General features: G+C 49.0%; 17 protein-coding genes. 1 reads left to right on the top strand and 16 read right to left on the bottom strand.

From position 1 onward, the window contains the following. Positions 1-422: 422 nt before the first annotated feature. From J8X26_RS05550 to J8X26_RS05505, 10 genes are all read right to left on the bottom strand, one after another. Positions 423-2,435: a DNA topoisomerase III gene (locus J8X26_RS05550; protein ID WP_208950347.1), complete on the bottom strand. Its 2,013-nt coding sequence runs from the start codon at positions 2,433-2,435 to the stop codon at positions 423-425. Between the two features lie 10 nt (positions 2,436-2,445). Further along, the gene (locus J8X26_RS05545) at positions 2,446-3,186 is read right to left on the bottom strand and encodes a PFL_4669 family integrating conjugative element protein (RefSeq protein ID WP_208950346.1); all 741 of its coding nucleotides are present in this window, start codon (positions 3,184-3,186) and stop codon (positions 2,446-2,448) included. Positions 3,187-3,452: 266 nt separating this feature from the next. Continuing rightward, positions 3,453-4,712: an STY4528 family pathogenicity island replication protein gene (locus J8X26_RS05540; RefSeq protein WP_208950345.1), complete on the bottom strand. Its 1,260-nt coding sequence runs from the start codon at positions 4,710-4,712 to the stop codon at positions 3,453-3,455. Positions 4,713-4,814: 102 nt separating this feature from the next. Further along, positions 4,815-5,048 (bottom strand): hypothetical protein, encoded by a 234-nt coding sequence (locus J8X26_RS05535; RefSeq protein WP_208950344.1) that lies wholly within the window; start codon positions 5,046-5,048, stop codon positions 4,815-4,817. Then, on the bottom strand, positions 5,045-5,626 hold the full coding sequence (locus tag J8X26_RS05530) for a DUF2857 domain-containing protein (RefSeq protein ID WP_208950343.1): 582 nt from the start codon (positions 5,624-5,626) through the stop codon (positions 5,045-5,047). Before J8X26_RS05530 ends, J8X26_RS05535 begins: the two co-directional genes overlap by 4 nt. Before the next feature lie 84 nt (positions 5,627-5,710). Beyond that, positions 5,711-6,469, bottom strand: coding sequence for a DUF2786 domain-containing protein (locus J8X26_RS05525; RefSeq protein ID WP_208950342.1), 759 nt, complete (start codon positions 6,467-6,469; stop codon positions 5,711-5,713). After that, a complete protein-coding gene (locus J8X26_RS05520; protein ID WP_208950341.1) occupies positions 6,453-6,704 on the bottom strand; it encodes a TraR/DksA C4-type zinc finger protein in 252 nt (83 codons plus the stop codon). Before J8X26_RS05520 ends, J8X26_RS05525 begins: the two co-directional genes overlap by 17 nt. After that, positions 6,694-8,430 carry a ParB family protein gene (locus J8X26_RS05515; protein ID WP_208950340.1) on the bottom strand — a complete coding sequence of 579 codons (1,737 nt, stop codon included), beginning with the start codon at positions 8,428-8,430 and terminating at the stop codon, positions 6,694-6,696. Before J8X26_RS05515 ends, J8X26_RS05520 begins: the two co-directional genes overlap by 11 nt. Continuing rightward, positions 8,430-9,797 carry an SPI-7-type island replicative DNA helicase gene (gene dnaB-PI, locus J8X26_RS05510; protein ID WP_208950339.1) on the bottom strand — a complete coding sequence of 456 codons (1,368 nt, stop codon included), beginning with the start codon at positions 9,795-9,797 and terminating at the stop codon, positions 8,430-8,432. The genes J8X26_RS05515 and dnaB-PI overlap by 1 nt, the downstream gene beginning before the upstream one ends. Further along, the gene (locus tag J8X26_RS05505) at positions 9,790-10,671 is read right to left on the bottom strand and encodes a ParA family protein (protein ID WP_208950338.1); all 882 of its coding nucleotides are present in this window, start codon (positions 10,669-10,671) and stop codon (positions 9,790-9,792) included. Before J8X26_RS05505 ends, dnaB-PI begins: the two co-directional genes overlap by 8 nt. Before the next feature lie 255 nt (positions 10,672-10,926). Here J8X26_RS05505 and J8X26_RS05500 point away from each other — a divergent pair, with 255 nt between their 5' ends. Continuing rightward, on the top strand, positions 10,927-11,265 hold the full coding sequence (locus J8X26_RS05500) for a DUF1294 domain-containing protein (protein WP_208950348.1): 339 nt from the start codon (positions 10,927-10,929) through the stop codon (positions 11,263-11,265). Between the two features lie 77 nt (positions 11,266-11,342). Here J8X26_RS05500 and J8X26_RS05495 read toward each other — a convergent pair whose 3' ends face one another. The 6 genes from J8X26_RS05495 to J8X26_RS05470 all read right to left on the bottom strand — a co-directional run bounded on the left by J8X26_RS05495 (position 11,343) and on the right by J8X26_RS05470 (position 19,267). Continuing rightward, entirely contained in the window at positions 11,343-12,428 is a 1,086-nt protein-coding gene (locus J8X26_RS05495; protein WP_208950337.1) for a GDP-mannose 4,6-dehydratase, read from the bottom strand. Positions 12,429-12,573: 145 nt separating this feature from the next. After that, a complete protein-coding gene (locus J8X26_RS05490; RefSeq protein ID WP_152328021.1) occupies positions 12,574-13,728 on the bottom strand; it encodes a glycosyltransferase family 4 protein in 1,155 nt (384 codons plus the stop codon). Between the two features lie 144 nt (positions 13,729-13,872). Further along, on the bottom strand, positions 13,873-15,252 hold the full coding sequence (gene cpsG / locus J8X26_RS05485) for a phosphomannomutase CpsG (RefSeq protein ID WP_152327725.1): 1,380 nt from the start codon (positions 15,250-15,252) through the stop codon (positions 13,873-13,875). A gap of 14 nt (positions 15,253-15,266) precedes the next feature. Next, positions 15,267-16,688, bottom strand: coding sequence for a mannose-1-phosphate guanylyltransferase/mannose-6-phosphate isomerase (locus tag J8X26_RS05480; RefSeq protein WP_208950336.1), 1,422 nt, complete (start codon positions 16,686-16,688; stop codon positions 15,267-15,269). Positions 16,689-16,805: 117 nt separating this feature from the next. Further along, the gene (locus J8X26_RS05475; RefSeq protein WP_152327724.1) at positions 16,806-17,795 is read right to left on the bottom strand and encodes a glycosyltransferase family 2 protein; all 990 of its coding nucleotides are present in this window, start codon (positions 17,793-17,795) and stop codon (positions 16,806-16,808) included. A gap of 8 nt (positions 17,796-17,803) precedes the next feature. Further along, positions 17,804-19,267, bottom strand: a complete 1,464-nt coding sequence (locus J8X26_RS05470) for a lipopolysaccharide biosynthesis protein (protein WP_152327723.1) — start codon at positions 19,265-19,267, stop codon at positions 17,804-17,806. Positions 19,268-19,280: the final 13 nt, after the last annotated feature.

The following is a 19,280-nucleotide window of genomic DNA, read 5'->3' as shown; positions in this document are numbered from 1 at the left end:
GGCATTGGCATGTGATTACCCGAAGGCGTTCCTCTCAAATCACCGGAACATTGGCAGTTGTCAGAGACAACGATTGGCCTGTTCAGTTTTAAACCGCGGCGAGAAGAAGTCAATATAGAGGGTCTAAAAAATTGAAAATGGGGAAGCACAAATAAACAGCGGCACCCTAAGGTACCGCTGTTGCGATCTGCACCATCGATCTGAGGTTAAGCTGTTTAAGCAGCTCCGGGGCATGTTCAGGACCCGGCACGGTTTTCACGGAGGTTATGTGCCTTACAGACTCTTCTCTCAGGTGTGGGAGCGGCCTGTCAGACTGTTCGGCCAGAACGCAATGCATGTAGCATTCTGGCCGACCGCAGTCACGGGGTGCGGCTTCAGAGCCACGAGAAACATAGCAAAATACATGCCCCGCCCGCAATCGGTTAATTCTGCTTTGGTTTACGGGACTTAGGCTTAGACGGTTTTTTCTTCGCCTGGTCAGGGGCGTTGACCACGCCTTTGCAGGTAGGATATTTCTCACAGCTGTAGAAAGTCCCCTTCTCACCGCGCCGCAGCCGGGTTTTACTGCCACAAAGAGGGCACAGTGGCGTCGGGGGGACGCGGATAGTCACATTTTGAACCAACCCCTGAGCAACGAGCTGCCGTGTCCAGCCCGTCTGTCGGGCCATAAAATCTTCCAGCCGCATCCGACCCGCGGCAACCTCGTCGAGCGCCTGTTCCCATAACGCCGTCATGCCGGGCTCTTTCAACGGCGCGGGCAAGGCGTCAATCAGATCCATCGCCACATCGGTCGCCCGCAGATAGCGGCCCTTAATAACGATATACCCCCGCTTGAGGAGGGTGTCGATGATACCGGCGCGGGTCGCTTCTGTTCCCAGACCCGCACTTTCTTTCAGAACCTTTTTCAAATGCAAATCGGTCACGTAAGATGCCGCGTTCATCATCGCCGCTATCAGCGTATCGAAAGTGAAATGCAGCGGCGCTTTCGTTTTAAGACTCTGAACCTCAGCGGCCGTCACGGTACATACGCCCCCTTTATTCAGCGCAGGGAGCGCGTTGTCGCGCTCATCCTCGGCGTTCTCTTTGCCGTCAGCGGCTGAGTTGAACAACGTCTTCCAACCAGGCATGACGACCACCCGACCGGTTGTGCGAAAAAGCTGTCCCCCGATGCTGAGGTCCAGCCGTGTCACATCGCTCTCATGCAAAGGCAGGAACTGGGCGAGGTAGTGGCGGCGTATAAGTTCATACACACGTTTCTCTGCATCATTCATTTTACTCAGGTCGCAGGCATGCTTAGTCGGAATGATCCCGTGGTGAGCAGTGAGCTTTTTATCGTTCCAGATACGTGAGGCAAAACGGGGATCCAGAGTCGCTATGACTGGCGTCAGCGAGGGATCAGTTTTGGCCAGGGCGGCAAGTACCTGAGGGATTTCTTCACGCATCGACTCCGGCAAAAAACCACAGTCGGTACGGGGATAGGTCGTGGCCTTATGGGTCTCATACAAACTTTGGGCGGTATCAAGCACCTGCTGTGGTGACATTTCCCACCGTTTCCCGCAGGCCTGCTGCAGAGCGCCTAACGAAAAGGCCAGTGGGGCAGCTTGTGTCTCACGCTTTTTTTCCTGATCAATAACCTGAGCCTGCCCCGTCTGACGGCACAGCTGGGCAACCTGCTGGGCAATACCCTGGTGGACACAGCGTTTTTCCTCATCGGTGTACATTTTCGCAGGTACCCACTGTGTAGCAAACGTCACGCCACCCGCATGCAAGACCGCACTGACCTGCCAGTAAGGTTTCGGAGCAAAAGCGGCAATGACCCTGTCACGGGTCACCAGCAGTGCCAGCGTCGGTGTCTGCACCCGCCCTACTGACAGCACACCGTCAAAGCCTTTTTCACGGGCCTTCAGCGTATAAAGACGGGTAAGGTTCATGCCTGTAAGCCAGTCAGCACGAGCTCGCCCCAGTCCCGCATAATACAGCGCCTGAGTCTCGCTACCGGGTTTGATGTTACTGAGTCCCTCACGGATACTCTGTTCATCCAGCGCCGATAGCCAGATCCGGTTTACCGGTCCCCGCCAACCGCAAAAGTCCAGCAACTCCCGGGCAATGACTTCGCCTTCGCGATCGGCGTCGGTGGCTATCACTACTTCGTCAACCTGCTTCAATAATTTTGCGATCGTCTTAAACTGGTCTTCTGTGTCCTTCTTGACCGTCATTTGCCACTGTGCCGGCAGAACCGGCAAGGCATTAATATTCCAGGGCTTTGCGAACTGCGGACCGTACGCCTCCGGAGAGGCGTTTTCGAGTAAATGGCCGACAGCCCAGGTGACCGTCACGCCAGGGCCCTGAAGAAAGCCGGCGCCCCTTTTCGTGGCACCGAGGATGGCTGCTATGTCCCTCCCCTGAGAGGGTTTTTCACAAAGGAATAGGCGCATTCTCCCTCCTTTATTTAGCACTACCGCTATTATTTGTCCGGTAGCGGATACGCAGGAGATTAACGCTGGCCTCATTGACGGGCGGGGAGAAAGCAGACCGACGATTACCCAGCAGCACGTCAACATCAGGTTCACCGAGTTCCAAAACCGCCTGCTGCCATACAGCGTTATTTTCAACAGCATCCAACCGGGATATCGCCACTGAACGATACGAAATAACACTGCCATATATCTGCCGAATCAACCGCCCCCCCTCGCTCAGAAGTTGATCGCGCTTGGTGCGTGAAATAAGCGCATAATGTGAAGCTTGAAGTGCTTTTTTTGAGAACTGATCAAAACCGATTAATAAATATACACAGCGATAACCCAGCGGGGTATTGCTGAACACCTTAATATCCAGAGGGGAAGAAACCGCCGGCTCCGTAAAGGTGACACCCACAGGGATCAACTGCATGTCAATGTCCAGACTGTTTATTAGCGCGGACATCGTGCGACTGGCGTCATTGATCTTTTCTTCCAACGCGAGCATGGCAGCATCTGCCCATGGATTATTTTTTAGGGAGTCTAGGTTGATCCTGGATGCCAGGCTTAGAAATCGCGGCATCCCCATAATGGCAGGCTTTCCCTTGAGACCCTCTTCCGATTTTTCAGCCCTTCGACCTTGCCAAAGCCCAATGGCATAGTGGCTGTGGAGTTCAATTTTCAACTCTGAGTGCAATGCACCCGTTCTTTTCTCAGTAATATCAGCCATCGTTGTCACCGTCTTATCAGTTAAGAAGGTCTAGATAGTCATGAAAATACAGAGCCCCCAACAACGAAAAACTCTTCATCCATTCTCTGAATATAAGACCAAGCAATCCCAAACCCTGATGCGAAATAGGTTTCTGTACATTTTCCAACCTTGTTGCGCCCCGCAACAAGGTTGTTTTTTAGGCAATCAGCTTTAATTAATACTCGCGTTGAAAGAGGCACTAAATTTTTGGTTGTTTTTTAATCTTGTTGCGGGGCGCAACAAGATTACTTTTTAACCACTGATGAGCCCCGCAACATCGCATTCCGAATATCAGCGATAACGCTTGAAACACTTTCGGCAGAGGCCCGTTGAGCAGGCTTTCGAACTGCTGGCATCGGCGTTAACGCCGCGTTTGCCTGTCTGACAGGCTGGGACGAAGTAACGGCTTCTGGCAGCATCAGTTGTCCATCTCGGGCCCGTTTGAGCATTGCCAGCATCCAGCCCATAGGGTTGGTTAGCTGGCCCTTACGCAGCTGGTTTTTCAGCATGCCCATCAGCGCTGAAGACTGAGGCTCAGGCAAGGCATCCAACTGGGCCGACAGCGCTGCCGCGTCCTCCGCAGATATCTTGCTCGTCAGCGATTCGGGCAAATCAGATACTGACTTGCCCTTACCACCCTTCTCATCAGATACGTACGTTTTTTTATTCACACCTTGTGTGAAAATACGTACGTTACGGTTCGATTTTCGAACTCCGGCGTAACTCACTGATTTTAGACTGAGTTGGGTATCCGAACCCGGTTCAGACCGCACCTCTTTTTCACTGAGTTCGGTATCCGAACCGGGTATTTCATGATGCTTTTCTGCGCTTTTTATACTGAGTTCGGGAACCGAACCCGGCTGATAAGAACCCCGCAGGCTGGCCATCTCCCGCGGCGTTGATGCCGAACCGAGACGACTGTCGATCATGGCCAGACGCGAATGGCGATGACGCATCGTCGGGTCATTCTTGATGTCGGCCAGAACGGCCATGGCCGTCATGCGGACAGCTTTATTACGGTGCTGGCAACTCGATGCCACAAGGTCAAGCCAACCGGGATCAAAGGTTTCCGCATCACGGCAACTGAGCGGCTCATCATGCTGGGCATAAATGTTTCCCCTTACGCGACCGCGCGCATCACGGACGCGCTTACACAGGCTCAGCCAGCCGGTTATCCTCAGCATGAGAAGTACTCTGCTGATGGTTTCGCGGGACGCCTTTTCCGCATGGGGGGAAGCGAGCTGGAGTTGTAGTTCATCGTATGTAGGAAATACCGCTCCCTCATTTTGCTGCGCGTAGAGGCGGATCATCACCCACGCCGTTTTATCCAGCGGCGAAAGACGCGTATCCATAAACAGCTGACGTGGAAAAGCGTCATGCACATTGCCCAGGAAAAGCAGCCCGCTGCGCTCGCTGGTGACATCATTCTCCGCCGTTCTGTTGGCAAGGTTGTTCTGCATTCGTGACAGCGTAAACTCTACGATGCTGTCTGGCGGTAATCCCATCTCGCGTCCTCTTATTACATGACAGTGACAGCACTGCGGGGCCATAAAGGCCCCCGTTCCTAGATGTGCGCGTCATCGTAAAACTGTGCTAAACCTCCCGCGTTATTTTTTGATTTCGCGGTTATAGGTCTCGTGATTCATCAGCAACCAGCTGTGCCCTCCGTCTTTACTGAGCATCCGCCAGAAAGGACCGATATCAATTTTGAGATAGCCGTTTACATCCAGCCGCTTGCACACCTTTTGGCCGTTTTTAAGGGAGTTCACCATGCAGATGGCTTTACGACGCACAGAAGACGTGACGCGCTGACGCGGGTTGAAATCGATGAGTTCGGTCATATAGCCTCCCGTTTGTTGCCCTTACGGTCGCGCTCACGACACCATGTGGTCACGCGCGTCCAGACGGCCGTCAGTGAGACGTTATGGAGCTCGGCTGCGAGCATCATCACGTCCAGTGCGTCATGAGAGTCCGGCGAGTTGAGACCCGATGCGTCCCATTGCGCCCAGATGCCGGCATCCGCCTCCTCATCCGGCGCCTGCGTGCGACCGCGTGCGGTGTCGATACCCTTAAGACGACGCCGGGCGCTGACCTCCGCGGCGCTCAGCCCAAAGTAGGTCTGCATCAGCTCAATAGAACCGCCGAGCGCTAACGCCCGGTCGATACGCTGCATTCGCTTCTGCTCGGTTCTGGACTGCTGGACGATGATCCAGAAGTTATCGTGGTTGATGCTCAGGTTAAGCACCGATACGCTACTTTGCATCAGGTAATGCAAGTCGTCGACGGTCAGCTGACTCAGCTGACGCACCTCTTCGATCGTCATCCCTAAAGACTCACACCGACGAATATTCCCGGATTTCAGCTCCATAAGGAGATGTGTCAATATGGCATTTGTTGCCTGAGATAAGTTTTGGCTCACAGTAACCCCCCGTTCATCCCCAAATCTGCAAGTAACCAAGCGTCCGTCATCCAGCAGGCAGTACATGCTATGAAAATCAGCGCATTACTCATCATCTTTTCCTCCTATCGAGGACAAAGCTTTCAACTGCGACGCCTGACCGTTAAGTCCCTGATTCAGCCTTGCATGCTGCCCGGCCATCCAGCCTGATACGCGGGCTTTTGTGTCACCGCGGCAGCTCCGTGCTTCCCGAATGTTAAGCTCAGACAGCGCCTGATTTCCGCATCGCTGCGTCAGCCAGTTTCGCAAAACACCCGATTCTTTCTCTGAGGGTTCAAACGACTCAAGAACGTTCCAAACACCCACTACCCAGCCTTCACGGAACTGGTCAGCCCGGTTTCGTTTTGTTTGTACTTTAAGGCGTTTAAGCCGGTAGGCTGAGTGCATGTGTGTATCAGTGGCATCCCTGAGCTGGCGGGAAAGGACCGTGAATACGTACAACCCCACTTCAGAACGCTCATTCAATCCATAAAAATGCAGCGAACGCCGGCGCCGAGGTTTCCCGGTTCGGCTTTCGGAGTGATACCAGCTAAACCAGCAACGGCAACCCGTGGCCATACATACCACGGCAGCCAGTGCATTCAGCCACCCCGGGATACTGATGGCATCGGAATAGATTTGATAACTGACCGCTTCCTGAACGTCGGCGAGCACTACATCCTCCGACGAGAGGTTGTGTCGCTGCATGAGGACCTGCGCAAGACGCACGGCACGCGCGGCCTCATAAGCGTTGTTATTGCGAGTCCCTAAAGCCATAAGCTTACGGATCCGGCGCAAAAGCTTTTCATTACCTTCGGCTGTCATAGCGTTTCCCCATACCAATATGCTGATGATGCTCGCGGACTTCCTGACATCCGATACAAAAACGGACGCCACGAACAACCTGACGGCGTGCTTCGGGAATGGCTGCTCCACAGTCCTCACAATAGTGATGTGACGGTTTATCAGAACGGACTTCGTCAAGAATAAGACTCAGACTTGCCCGGAGCTGCTGTTCAGTAACCGCCTGTGCCATTTCATCATTGAGATCAAAGGTCATCGGAACCTCCCTTTGCGGCATCACGCTGTAACTCACGCAGGCGACGTAAAACGCGGATCAGACGCATGACTTTAACGACGTGCTGATCGGCAAAAACGGGCTGGTCGCTGATGACTGGTGAGCCGAAAAAATTCAGACAGAACATAAACATATTGAAGGGCTGTTTTGGAAAATTCCCCGTCATGCCAGCCAGGAACAGCACGAACTCGTTGCTGCTATGTTCGGAAGCGCTGAACCCCGCCGACTGCGGGGATTTATCCTCTAGAATTCGACCTTCACATCCCATAGCCTCTGCGAGTTCAAAGGCCAGGCGATAGGCCATGTCCTGCAGGTGCTCAATATCATCCTGCAATGCCGGGATGTGCCAGATATCAGTGACCGGCTCAAGCCCCGTCGCGGCAAAGGCAATAGATGACTCGTGAAGCACCGACTGAGCAGAATTATCAGACGTCTCTGACAACGCGGAAAACAAACTAATGTCGTTAAATGCTGACTGCCCACTCGGATCACCGCTGAGAACCGCAGGCCCACCATAAAGATCCGGCTGTGTTTCCGTTCGTTCCGCAGGGCGCAGCTGACTACCATCGGTTAGAGACTGCAAAGAGGCTGGCAATGATGGAACATGCACGTCAGCGTTGTTATCCGCAGCAGGTTCAGGCCGGTTAAGCGTTCCGGTCAGCGTGCCGGAGCGCAGCCCGGTTAAGTGCGTTTTATCATCAGGCTGCGGAGGGAGCTGCCTCACTTCTTTTTCTTGTATTATTGATAGGGTCGTGTCCTGAACAGGACTCATGACGGGCGGTGCCGGCGGTTCACCAAACATCTCGCGGCGCTGCTGCTCTTTAGGATCAAGCTCAATCAGCCAGCGGTCATAGTTCAGGGATGGGTGCGGTAATGCTTTGAGAAGCTCGCCAATGAGCTCATCACGAAACATCTCAAAGGAGTATAAATCTGGGTTATTGAATAAACAGCAGGTATCGGCGAAAACCTCATGAAAATCACGCTCAACAGATACGTCAGGAGAAAATATTTTCCACGTTTTCTCAGCTGTCGAACGCAGACTAAGTAAAGGTGTTATCTGAGATCGACTTAGCCCTGACTCAAGAAGAATCGGCATAGAAGGGTATAAATAGGTCAGGGTATCTTCCATCCGGCTAATCCCTGAGAAATGTATCGGATAGCCCTGCTGATTAAGCAAATCAGAAAGCTCACGCAAGGTGACACCCTTTCCGAGCTGTTCTTCCCAGATTGTCCGCGCTTTATGTATGCCAAAAGCCTTTTCGATGTAGGTGAGATCACCGCGGACTTCATTCTCAGCAAGATGCCCAATCACGCACTGCAGACGTCCGGGCCAGGGCTTAACAATGGTCTGTACCCGATAGAAACGGTCGTCCCCTGTCTCTTGCCAGAGTTCGCAAAGGATCTGATAACGGGTATTCCCGCCATCGCTGAAGATATACACATCCTCACCCTCCGGATCGCGCGTTACTTTGGGAATAGAGTCTAATCCACGCGAGCGAATGGAGGTTTTAATATCATCGAAACGGGGATTGCGCGACGTGCGCGGGTTGTCCGGATTGGGACGTAACTGGTCTAATGTGAGCACCATCGGCATTTCACCAAGTGGCAGCACCGCTGGTGAAGCGTTATCGCCTGTGGTGAGCTGCGACGGTGATTTACCGCGCTGGAGCATGGCATCAGAAAGATTAACTTTGTTGAACTTGCTCATCAGTAAGCTACTCCCTGAAAGGCAGGAGCGCGAACAGACTCAAAGCGGGTAAAGCGGTTGTCGAAACGGAGTGTGACCATCCCAATGGGTCCCTGCCGCTGCTTTCCGATGATCACTTCAGCCAACCCTTTGTCTTCTGTGTCGGGGTTATAGACCTCATCGCGATAAATAAACATGATAACGTCGGCATCCTGCTCCAGCGCGCCGGAGTCACGGAGATCACCGTTGTTTGGTCGTTTGTCTGCGCGGGATTCAAGAGAGCGGTTGAGCTGGGATAGCGCCAAAACCGGGCACTTCATCTCTTTCGCCAGCGCCTTAAGGGAGCGTGAGATTTCAGCGATTTCCTGCGTACGGTTCTCCTGATCGGGACACCGCATCAGTTGTAAGTAATCAATCATGATCAGCGAGGGTTTACCGTACTTACGTGCGCTGCGACGTGCCCGGATACGCAACATCGACGGGGTCAAATAGCTGGTATCGTCAATGATCAGCCTTTCCCGCCAGTCATTTGCGATTAGGCCAGCAACATGACTGATGCGAGCCCAATCCTCATCCTCCAGCAGCCCACTTTTGAGACGTTGAAGTTCCACATTTCCCAATGAGGAAATCATGCGCATAAGAAGCTGTTCAGTCGGCTGCTCGAGACTGTAAACCTGAACGACACTTTCCTTTTGTTGCTCAAGAGCGCCCGTCACCATGCCCATTGCTAACGCCGTTTTACCCATCGATGGACGCGCAGCCAGCAACACAAGATCACTATCCTGAAGCCCGCATGTGCGGGTATCAAGATCGTCATAACCTGTCGGTGTACCGGTTATCCCGTTACCTGACTGATTGCGCATTTCCAAATCACTGATAAGCCGCTCTAGCCCGTCGATCACCGAGGTACCTTTTTCAGGCTCTGCTTTTTCAGCGATATCAATGATGCGTTTTTCGGCCTGTTCGAGGATGGAAGAGATATCGGCACGGGGTGCAGAGACATCCCGAGTCAGATCGTTACCCAAAGCAGCAAGCTGTCGCGCCCTGCTATAGCGGCTAACAATCTCGCTGTACGCGACAATATTGGCCGCGCTTGGCGTGTTTTTACTGAGCGTGGCTGCGTAACCAAATCCTCCCAATGTCTCCAGCGTTTTTTGCTGATCAAGCGTGTCTGTCAGGGTGATAAGATCAATTGGCTTGCCAGCGTCGATTAGGCGCTTCATTTCACGAAAATATGTCTGATGCGTTCTGCTGAAAAAATCATCTGCGGTAAGAACAAGTGCAACATCATCCCAGCGATCGTTATCAAGCATTAAACCGCCCAGTACACCCTGCTCCGCTTCAACAGAAACAAGCCCCCGCAAGGCTTCCATGTTTGATTCAGCCATGTTTCGCCTCCATTTCTTTCGAGGCGATGCGGTTAAACTGCGGTTTCCATTCAGGGAAAAGTTCGCTTGCAAGGTTGTACATCGTGGCGAACGCTGAGTCGCTAACACGGCCGGTTTTCCTTTCCAGGCGATGCGCAGGCTGACCCGCTGCGTGTCCTTCAACATAAATTTCGAGGTCATAAATGAAAGTGCTGAGCAACGAGACTCTGATTTGTTCGCAGTGAGCGCTATACCGGCCATCGTTGATGATCTCTTCGAGTTGCTGGTAAGTATCACGGGCCAGACGGGTGTACTTCATACAGTTAATCAGAATGCGTATTTCTGGGAGTTTCAGACCCAGCGCTGAAAAAGGCAGCAAGTTTTCCATCATATTGATGGTACCGCGGATAAATTCCCTTACATCAGGCAGTACGGGTTTTACGACACCCACGGCCGTTCGCGTTGCTGCCAAAACAATCAGTTCCAACATGATGGAGCGAGCGCCCTGAGAATCGACGATGATGACATCATATGACTGGAAAAGAGGGTGCTGCAGAACGTTGCGTAAGCGTAAACGACCATCCGGAGCGTGAAGCATGGCAGTCGGAAGCTGAGCGTGGGGGTCATTTGAAATAATGATGTCGAGCCCGCTGATGACGCTGTGGGATATGAGACTCGAAGGTTGGTTTAGATCTGCGGTCTGCATGAGCAATTCATACAAACCTTTGGGGGCTTCATAGGAAAGAGAGAAAATGCTACTCGCGGTCGGCTGTGCATAGTCTCCATCGATAAGAAGGACTTTTAAACCTGCATCGGCTAGAAAACCAGCCAGATTGGCGGCTTGAGTGGATTTACCTTCCCCACCTTTGGTAGAAATCACTGGAATTACATGCATTTAGGCACCTGATAATTATCTCAGGATGCAATTTTACATATATAGCACAATCACTTATGAAATCTAACAACTCGACACAGGGATTGAAAATCCCTGTGTCCTTGGTTCGATTCCGAGTCCGGGCACCATCTTTAAAGAAACCAGCTTAACGGCTGGTTTTTTGCTTTCTGTCCTTTCTGTCCTTTCTGTTTTTCTGTCCTTTCTGTCCTTACTTTTCTTTATAGTTACACGGGTCTTCCTTCAATTTCCGGTGATATCTCAATGAACGCGGTCTGTTATGTCCTGCTGATGTTCACGGTCGGCGTCAGTCTCATCTCTCCTTATCCTGTCCGGGTGGGCTTATTACTGATCAACCTGCTGACATTACTGATTTACGGTGCCGACAAGCTAGCCGCCCACAAAGGCTGGCGAAGGATACCGGAAAACACATTACTGCTGTTCGGACTGCTCGGTGGCTGGGCTGGCGCACTGGCGGGTCAGCAACTTTTCCGGCATAAAACGCAGAAGCAACCTTTCAGAACGAGATTTATGCTCAGTATCGCTGCCAATATCGCTGCCGTTTTACTGGCACTCTGGTTGGGCTACGGACGGTAAAAAGCAGGCAAAAAAAAGCCGGAGAATGTCAGCGCATTCTCCGGCTTTTTTATACATCTCAGAAACAGCGGCTGGCGTTATCCGTACAATTTCAGCCGTGCAGCTTTCTTCGCACAAGCAAGGTCCGCCTGCACCATCTCAATCACCATATCCTGCAAAGATGTTTCCGGTGCCCAGCCGAGTTTACGGCGGGCTTTGGTCGGATTGACATTGACCTTACAGGCTTCGGCAGGCCGGATATAACGCGGGTCTACGGCGACAATCACGTCCCCGACTTTCAGGGCCGCCGCAACCGGGCTGATGATCGCGGTAATAATCCCCTTCTCTTCCACGCCCTTGCCTACAAAGCGCAGCTTAATCCCGAGCTCCAGCGCCGCAAACGTCACAAACTGGCGGACGGTATACTGCACACCGGTAGCCACCACAAAATCCTCGGGATTATCCTGTTGCAACATCAGCCACTGCATTTTGACGTAATCCCGGGCATGGCCCCAGTCACGCAGCGCATTCAGATTCCCCAGATGCAGACACTTCTCCAGCCCCTGCGTAATATTGGCCAGGCTGCGGGTAATTTTGCGCGTGACGAAGTTCTCGCTGCGGCGTGGTGACTCATGATTAAAAAGAATGCCGCTGCATGCATATAACCCGAACGTTTCGCGATAATTCACAATGGTCCAGAAATCAGAAATACCCGTGGCATACCAGGAGGGATAAATATTCAGGCTCACCATTTCATTAATCGCGATGCCATTCACCAGACCGCATAACGCCGAAGGCGACGCATGATAATAACGCGTTTTCGTTTCCAGCCCGAGAATACGGATAGCCTCCAGTACCTTCAGCGCACTGAATTCCCCCGTGGAAAACAGATCATCTGCGGAGTCAGAATTTTCAGACAACTGACCTGCTACTCCCAGATTATAAACTTCGTCCGGTCGGATAATAGCGAGCAAATCGCGAGCCGTTCCCGTGCTGATATCAGCATAAGTATAAATATGAAGATCAGAGGATTTATCGTGGGAATTATTGCCCGCATTACCGGTATTATGCGGAACGACATTCCCGCCAATCCCGTGAACAGTATAACCTTTCTTTAATAAAAGCTCGGCAAGATAAGAACCATCCTGCCCGGTTATATGGGTAATCAGTGCGACTTTAGACATATAAGATCCTTTGATTACAATTTAATAAACACATCATGAATGATGCCCGATTATAATCGTAAGGTTATTCACCGGAAGGCAGAGAGTGAACCTGAATTAAGATGCAGAAACGATTTAACAAATGGCATAAGTGAACCGTAAAGAATTAATATATGACTTTCTTACTTTCATTAAACGCTTGCCACTTTGTTTTAATATAGTCATCCAGTTCACTGTGAAAACGTTCTTCAGAGAACCGCAATGCATTGTTGCGGCAATTCACCGGCAGGAAAGATCCCTGAAGGGTCTCGAAGTGCAAAACAGCGCGCAGGAGTGAATCTGCCGTCTGCTCTGCAAAGAAAATACCGGTCGGATTTACTTCACCGTAAGGCCGGATGGACTCCAGTACGCCGCCTTTGCCAAAAGCAATGACCGGTGTTCCGCAGGCCTGCGCTTCAACCGGCGTGATACCAAAATCTTCTTCGGCAGCAAAGACGAACGCCTTCGCACGACGCATATGATCCTGCATGACCTCGTCCGGCTGATACCCTAAAATCTCAATATTCTTGCCCGCTTTCGCTTTTATTTTGGTCATCTCAGACCCGTCACCAATGACTACCAGCTTTTTGTCCGGCATCTGGCTGAATGCTTCCACAATAATATCGATGCGCTTGTAGGGCACCATACGGGACGCGGTAAAATAGAAGTCGTCTTTATTTTCCTGCAACGTAAAACGGTCCACGCTTACCGGCGGATAAATAACATCTGCATCACGCCCATAGACTTTTTTAATTCTCCGCGCGATGAAATGTGAATTAGCAATGAAATGGTCTACGCCGTTGGCGGTACGGCAATCCCAGATGCGTATTTTGTGCAAGAACCATCGTGCTAATTTACCCTTAAGGCCTTTATCTAAACCGGCTTCCCTGAGGTACTGATGCTGAAAATCCCAGGCATAACGTATCGGAGAATGGACATAACTGATATGCAGCTGGTCGGGCCCGGTGAGCACCCCTTTTGCTACGGCATGGCTGCTGGAAAGAATAATATTGTGCTTTGTGACATCCAGCTGTTCGATGGCTAACGGCATCAGCGGCAAATATTGCTGATACTTTGTTTTTGCATACGGAAGCCGTTGAATAAATGATGTCTTAACATCTTTACCGTAAAATTGTTTTCTGGATTCATCAGAGAGAAAATCAACAACCGAATAAAGCTCGGATTCAGGATAAAGTTTTATAAATTCTGCAATAACTTTTTCTGCCCCGGCAAAAGTCACCAACCAGTCAGCGACAATCCCAACACTCACTTCATGTGACATCATTAAAACCTCATAAATTATTATTTTGGTATGATGATAAAAAATACAAATAAGAGTAAACGCGAAACATTTAGGAAATTAAAAGTGAGTAATACGAATTAGATAGTGAGCTGTATTACTCACCAGAAAATATTTTACAGATAATTACATACTGCGGAGAATAGAAAGGATCCTTCTCGTCTGTTCCTGCATCAGTTTTGAATTAGCCCTGGATTCCACATTCAGACGCACAACTGGTTCCGTATTTGAGCTGCGAAGATTAAACCGCCATTCATCAAACTCAAGGCTGATACCGTCCGTATGATCGACATTAATGGCTTCTCCTTCATAAACCGCCAGCACGCGCGCAATAGATTCTTTCGGCTGATGCAGGAAACTGTTTATTTCACCTGAAGCCGGATAGGCAATAATGCGGTCATTAATCAGTTGGCGCAGGGACTTGCCTTTTACATGCAATAGTTCCGCCACCAGCAGCCACGGAATCATCCCGCTGTCGCAATAATAAAAATCGCGGAAGTAATGATGGGCGCTCATCTCACCACCGTAAACTGCATCTTCCTGGCGCATACGTTCTTTAATAAAAGCATGGCCGGTTTTCGACATAACAGGCACGCCGCCCGCACCGGTGACAATATCAATGGTATTCCAGCTTAAACGCGGGTCGTGGATGATTCTTGAGTTGGGATATTTTTCGAGAAAAGCGTCAGCTAATAACCCGACAATATAATAACCTTCGATGAAATTCCCCAGATCATCAAACAGGAAACACCGGTCAAAATCACCATCAAACGCTATCCCCATATCGGCGTTGTGTTTGATAATCGCATCGGTGGTGTCCTGACGACATTCTGGTAATAGCGGATTCGGGATCCCGTTAGGGAACGTACCGTCTGGCTGGTGATGTACTTTGATAAATTCAACCGGCGCACCGGCCTGTTTGAAGCGCGCTTCGATTGCATCAATAACATGGCCCGCAGCGCCATTACCCGAGTTGATGACCAGTTTCAGCGGACGGATAAAATTCTTTAAATCGACATAACTGAGTAATTTATCGATATACGCATCGAGTACCGACGCTTTTTCGTAGGTTCCACGCTGAGCAGGATCGGCAGGTGAAAAATTGTTCTCTTCTGCCAGACGTTGTATTTCCCCAAGCCCGGTATCACCGCTTATAGGTTTAGATTCTTCACGAACTAATTTCATGCCGTTATAGTTCATCGGATTATGGCTGGCCGTCACTTCTATTCCGCCATCCAGTGCCAGATAAGACGTCGCAAAATAGATTTCTTCTGTACCCGTCACGCCGATATCAACAACGTCCGTTCCCGCATCCTGCAAACCTCTCGCCAGCGCAAGTTTTAATGCTTCGCTGGTTAAGCGGACATCGCCTCCCAATACCATTTTATTAGGTTTTAAATATTCCCCGTAAGCACGTCCTATGCGATAGGCAATATCTTCATTTAATTCGACGCCTAATTCACCGCGGATATCGTAAGCTTTAAAGCAAGTTAATGTACCTGACATATTTCATCCCCAAATTAACAGCGACCATAGTGATCTTTTATACGGATAATATCGTCATCTTCCAGATAGGATCCCGACTGAATTTCCAGAAGTTCCAGAGGAATTTTTCCCGGGTTCTCTAACATATGCTGAGCCCCAATAGGGATAAACGTTGATTCATTTTCACTGAGCAGATAATTTTTATCTTCGAGAATAACTCTGGCTGTGCCCGACAGAATAACCCAGTGCTCCGCGCGGTGATGATGCATTTGTAATGAGAACTGTCCGCCCGGTTTAACGGTGATGCGGTTCACATGATAACGGGGTGCAGTCACGACATTATCGTTACGGCCCCACGGGCGATAGGATTCGCGGTGCAAACGATATTCCCGTCGTTTATTATTTTTTAAATATTCGACGACTTTTTTAACGTCCTGCACCTGGTTTTTATCAATCACTAAAACGGCATCTTTCGTATTTACGATGACCAGATTATCCACACCAATGGCGGCCACCAATTTCTCATCGGTGTTGATATAACAATTGTTCGCATTATGGGTAAATACATCGCCATTGATGGCATTCCCTTCAGCGTTTTTATCATTCACTTCCCAAAGCGCCGACCAGGAACCCACATCATTCCAGCCCGCATCTAACGGAACAACAATCGCATCCGTGGTTTTTTCCATTACGGCATAATCAACAGATTCATCCGGACAGGAAATAAATGCCGCTTTATCTACACGGATAAAATCTTGCTGCTCATCAGTATGCGAAGTCTCAATCGCTTTCTGACAGGCTTCGAGTATGTCCGGCCTGAATTTTGCAATCTCTTCAAGAAAACGTCTGGCGCGGAACAAAAACATACCGCTGTTCCAGTAATACTCGCCGCTTTCCAGATATTGCAATGCAGTCTCAAGATTCGGTTTCTCGACAAAACGCTGCACCCGAAAAACAGGATCGGCATCACTGCTGAATTCTGTTCCCCTCTGGATATAACCGTAACCAGTTTCAGGGCCTGTTGGCACGATACCGAACGTGACCAGTTTCCCCTGCTCAGCGAACGGAATAGCATTCTGCACGGCCTGATGGAAGGCATCCGGAGACTCGATAACATGGTCGGCTGCAAGCACCAACAGTAACGGATCAGAACCGTTGTCGATGGCACTGAGCGCAGCCAGCGTAATAGCAGGCGCCGTATTGCGCCCGACAGGCTCAAGAATAATATTGCCGGAGAGCTGGTCTATTTGTCGTAATTGTTCGGCAACAAGAAAACGATGCTCTTCATTACAAATTACCAGCGGTGCAGAAACGTCCAGCCCTTTTAAACGGGTGACCGTTTCCTGCAACATGGAATTATCGCCATGCAGACGAAGAAATTGTTTTGGATAAAGCTCACGAGACATTGGCCACAAACGGCTACCGGTGCCGCCAGCCATGATTACTGGAAGGATCATAGTTTTCGTCTCAAAAATAAAAGAGTTAAATAAGATTAAACCACCGAATACAACCACTCAGTGTGCAGAGGAATAACTTACTAATAATTCAGAAGGGTACAAAGGAATATAAAAACACTATGCTTTTATTTTAAAAGCAGTCTTGAGCATAAAATAGAACAAATAGGGGAAAACTTTAATTAATGAGATGGCGGAGAGTTTTTTTAAACTGACAGATTTAGATAATTTCGCAACATACGAGAGATCAATAGAGCGCCTGATGCCAATAACATCCTTTAACGGCGCCCCATATCTGACGGCGTTTATAAACACCATTAAAATGACCAGATAACTATGTTTAGCCCATTTTTCTTTATCGGTTTCAGTGATAATAAGTGGCGATACAAGTGACTTCGTCCTGTTAAGGTATTCCAGTCGGTTTAATATTTTAAGGTAAGACTGTTTAGTTAATGACGACGCGTGCTGGATGTAATGATATTTACGCTCATTACCGAAAGCGATACTAGCTCCGTTAACAAACATTTTCATAATCACTTCATAGTCTTCAAAAACGGTCAATGTAGTATCAAACCGAATGCCATCAAACAAGTCGCGTTTAAAGATTTTGCTCCACAAATATCCCGTTACCTTACCCTCCAGCATGGAAAAAACAGCATTTTTACCCTGTAAGGTGGTATCCGTTGCAAAATCATTCGTTTTACCAACGGAGACTCCCGAGGGTTCCTCAGAAAAATACAGGCACTGCCCAATACTGGTATTATTTTTCGTCAGAACTCCGATCAGGTAACTGACAAAATCAGGTTCAAGATAATCATCTGAATCTAAGAAACAGATAAACTCTCCTGAAGCATTATCAACCAGGGTATTTCTCCCAAAAGAGACCCCTTGATTAATTTTATTATTGATGACTTTGTGCTGAATATGTTCATATTCTTCAAAAAAAGTGGTGACAATTTTTCGCGATGAGTCTTTCGAACAATCATCCACGATAACTATTTCCACGTTTGAATATGTCTGTTCTGCAACTGACTGAAGCGCTTTCCTGAGGAATTTTTCTGAGTTATAGACTGGTATTAAGATACTCACTAAGGATAATTTTTTTTCCATGAGATCATTTATCCTCTCTGAAGAATTTTTCTTGCAAGAGAAAAAATCATTGTTCTCTTACTCACTGAGGAGAAAGTAAAAATCAAAGCAAAATAGCACACTGCACCAATACCTATTTTTATCATTAATCCAAACCAGGACTCGCTCAGGACAGCGTATTGTTGTACCGCCACGAGTATCATGCACATCAGAACTGAACAAACAATGGGCGTAATCAACTCTTTTACGTATTGTTTGAAAGTTAAATTCAACAGAGTCAGGGCACACCATGCTGAAATAGGGTAAAGCAACACGGTTCGGATTGAGAAGACGAGAGCGGTAGCGATAAGTCCAAATCTTACAAAGAAATAAAAAGCCACCACATTGGTAATAGCGTAAACCAATGTCAGTCGTGCCTGCCATTCAGGCTTATCTCTGGCAAACATCACTGAATGGTTATAATATCCAATTGAAGTGACAAAACCTACAGCACTGACAATTTGCATAACAGGGACAGAATTCATCCACTTGTGCCCTAAAAGTAAAAAAGTAATATCATGGGACAATGTTGCAAGCCCCACAAAAGCAGGTGCAGTGACCAAAACCGTTAAATACGTCGCCTGCAAATACTTCTTACCAAACTCGTTGATATCATTTTTATAACGGCTGAATGCAGGCAGTGAAACACGCATTAAAGCCGATGCCAGAACCAGATTCAATGTATTAACGATACGCTTGCCGGCAGAGTAAATCCCCGCGGCTGCACTTCCCAGGAAATAAGTTATAAAGAAAACATCGCTATTCTGATTTGCAAAGTTAGTGACATTGCTCAACGCGACATGCTTTGAAAATCCCAATGATTCCTTCATTGATTCTCTTGAAATTTTCATTCTGGGCTTCCAGGGTGTCGCCACCCACAGAGCTACCAGTGAAATCAAAGACGTCACAACTTGCTGCACAACTAAACTGGCGACGGCGAAGCCATTGTAGGCCATTACTACCCCGACAATACCGCCGATAGAAATCGACGTCATAGAACGTATCGCTAACGGGCGAAACATCATATTATGCGACAGCCAGGCTTCATGAGTACGACTCAGACCACTCACCAGGATAATAACGCCAGTGCCGCGGATCACATTGGCTAACTGCGGCACGTTCATATACGCCTCAATAAAAGGAGCGGCGAAAAAAACAATCAGAAAAGCGGGAACAGAGAAAGAAAAACACAAAAAAAGGGCAGAGTTATAATCGACTTCAGAAGGTGATTTTTTCCTGATAATTGAAGTCGCAATACTATCAAAGAGAACGCTTTTGAAAAATTGAGTCACTAATAAAGAAACACTTAACATGCCATATATACTGGGCGTTAAAATCTTAGCAAGTATAATAAATATGACAAACGTAATGATCTGAGACGCAGTATTATCCAGAATAGACCAGATTGCACCAGAAAGAATGCTGGGCCTGCGGGCGTTTTCTTGAGATTTCAAGGTTACATCCTTT

Origin of the sequence: Rahnella sp. ChDrAdgB13 (genome assembly GCF_017655185.1) — a bacterium.
Classification (GTDB): Bacteria; Pseudomonadota; Gammaproteobacteria; order Enterobacterales; family Enterobacteriaceae; genus Rahnella; species Rahnella contaminans.
The sequence above is the reverse complement of the archived record's forward strand: the minus strand, read 5'-3'. Positions and strand labels throughout refer to the sequence as shown.

Bases quoted from the DNA above. Each gene is read 5' to 3' on its own strand.
- J8X26_RS05550 (WP_208950347.1), bottom strand. From the start codon at position 2,435: ATGCGCCTATTCCTTTGTGAAAAACCCTCTCAGGGGAGGGACATAGCA.
- J8X26_RS05545 (WP_208950346.1), bottom strand. From the start codon at position 3,186: ATGGCTGATATTACTGAGAAAAGAACGGGTGCATTGCACTCAGAGTTG.
- J8X26_RS05540 (WP_208950345.1), bottom strand. From the start codon at position 4,712: ATGGGATTACCGCCAGACAGCATCGTAGAGTTTACGCTGTCACGAATG.
- J8X26_RS05535 (WP_208950344.1), bottom strand. From the start codon at position 5,048: ATGACCGAACTCATCGATTTCAACCCGCGTCAGCGCGTCACGTCTTCT.
- J8X26_RS05525 (WP_208950342.1), bottom strand. From the start codon at position 6,469: ATGACAGCCGAAGGTAATGAAAAGCTTTTGCGCCGGATCCGTAAGCTT.
- J8X26_RS05520 (WP_208950341.1), bottom strand. From the start codon at position 6,704: ATGACCTTTGATCTCAATGATGAAATGGCACAGGCGGTTACTGAACAG.
- J8X26_RS05515 (WP_208950340.1), bottom strand. From the start codon at position 8,430: ATGAGCAAGTTCAACAAAGTTAATCTTTCTGATGCCATGCTCCAGCGC.
- dnaB-PI (WP_208950339.1), bottom strand. From the start codon at position 9,797: ATGGCTGAATCAAACATGGAAGCCTTGCGGGGGCTTGTTTCTGTTGAA.
- J8X26_RS05505 (WP_208950338.1), bottom strand. From the start codon at position 10,671: ATGCATGTAATTCCAGTGATTTCTACCAAAGGTGGGGAAGGTAAATCC.
- J8X26_RS05495 (WP_208950337.1), bottom strand. From the start codon at position 12,428: ATGTCTAAAGTCGCACTGATTACCCATATAACCGGGCAGGATGGTTCT.
- J8X26_RS05490 (WP_152328021.1), bottom strand. From the start codon at position 13,728: ATGTCACATGAAGTGAGTGTTGGGATTGTCGCTGACTGGTTGGTGACT.
- cpsG (WP_152327725.1), bottom strand. From the start codon at position 15,252: ATGTCAGGTACATTAACTTGCTTTAAAGCTTACGATATCCGCGGTGAA.
- J8X26_RS05480 (WP_208950336.1), bottom strand. From the start codon at position 16,688: ATGATCCTTCCAGTAATCATGGCTGGCGGCACCGGTAGCCGTTTGTGG.
- J8X26_RS05475 (WP_152327724.1), bottom strand. From the start codon at position 17,795: ATGGAAAAAAAATTATCCTTAGTGAGTATCTTAATACCAGTCTATAAC.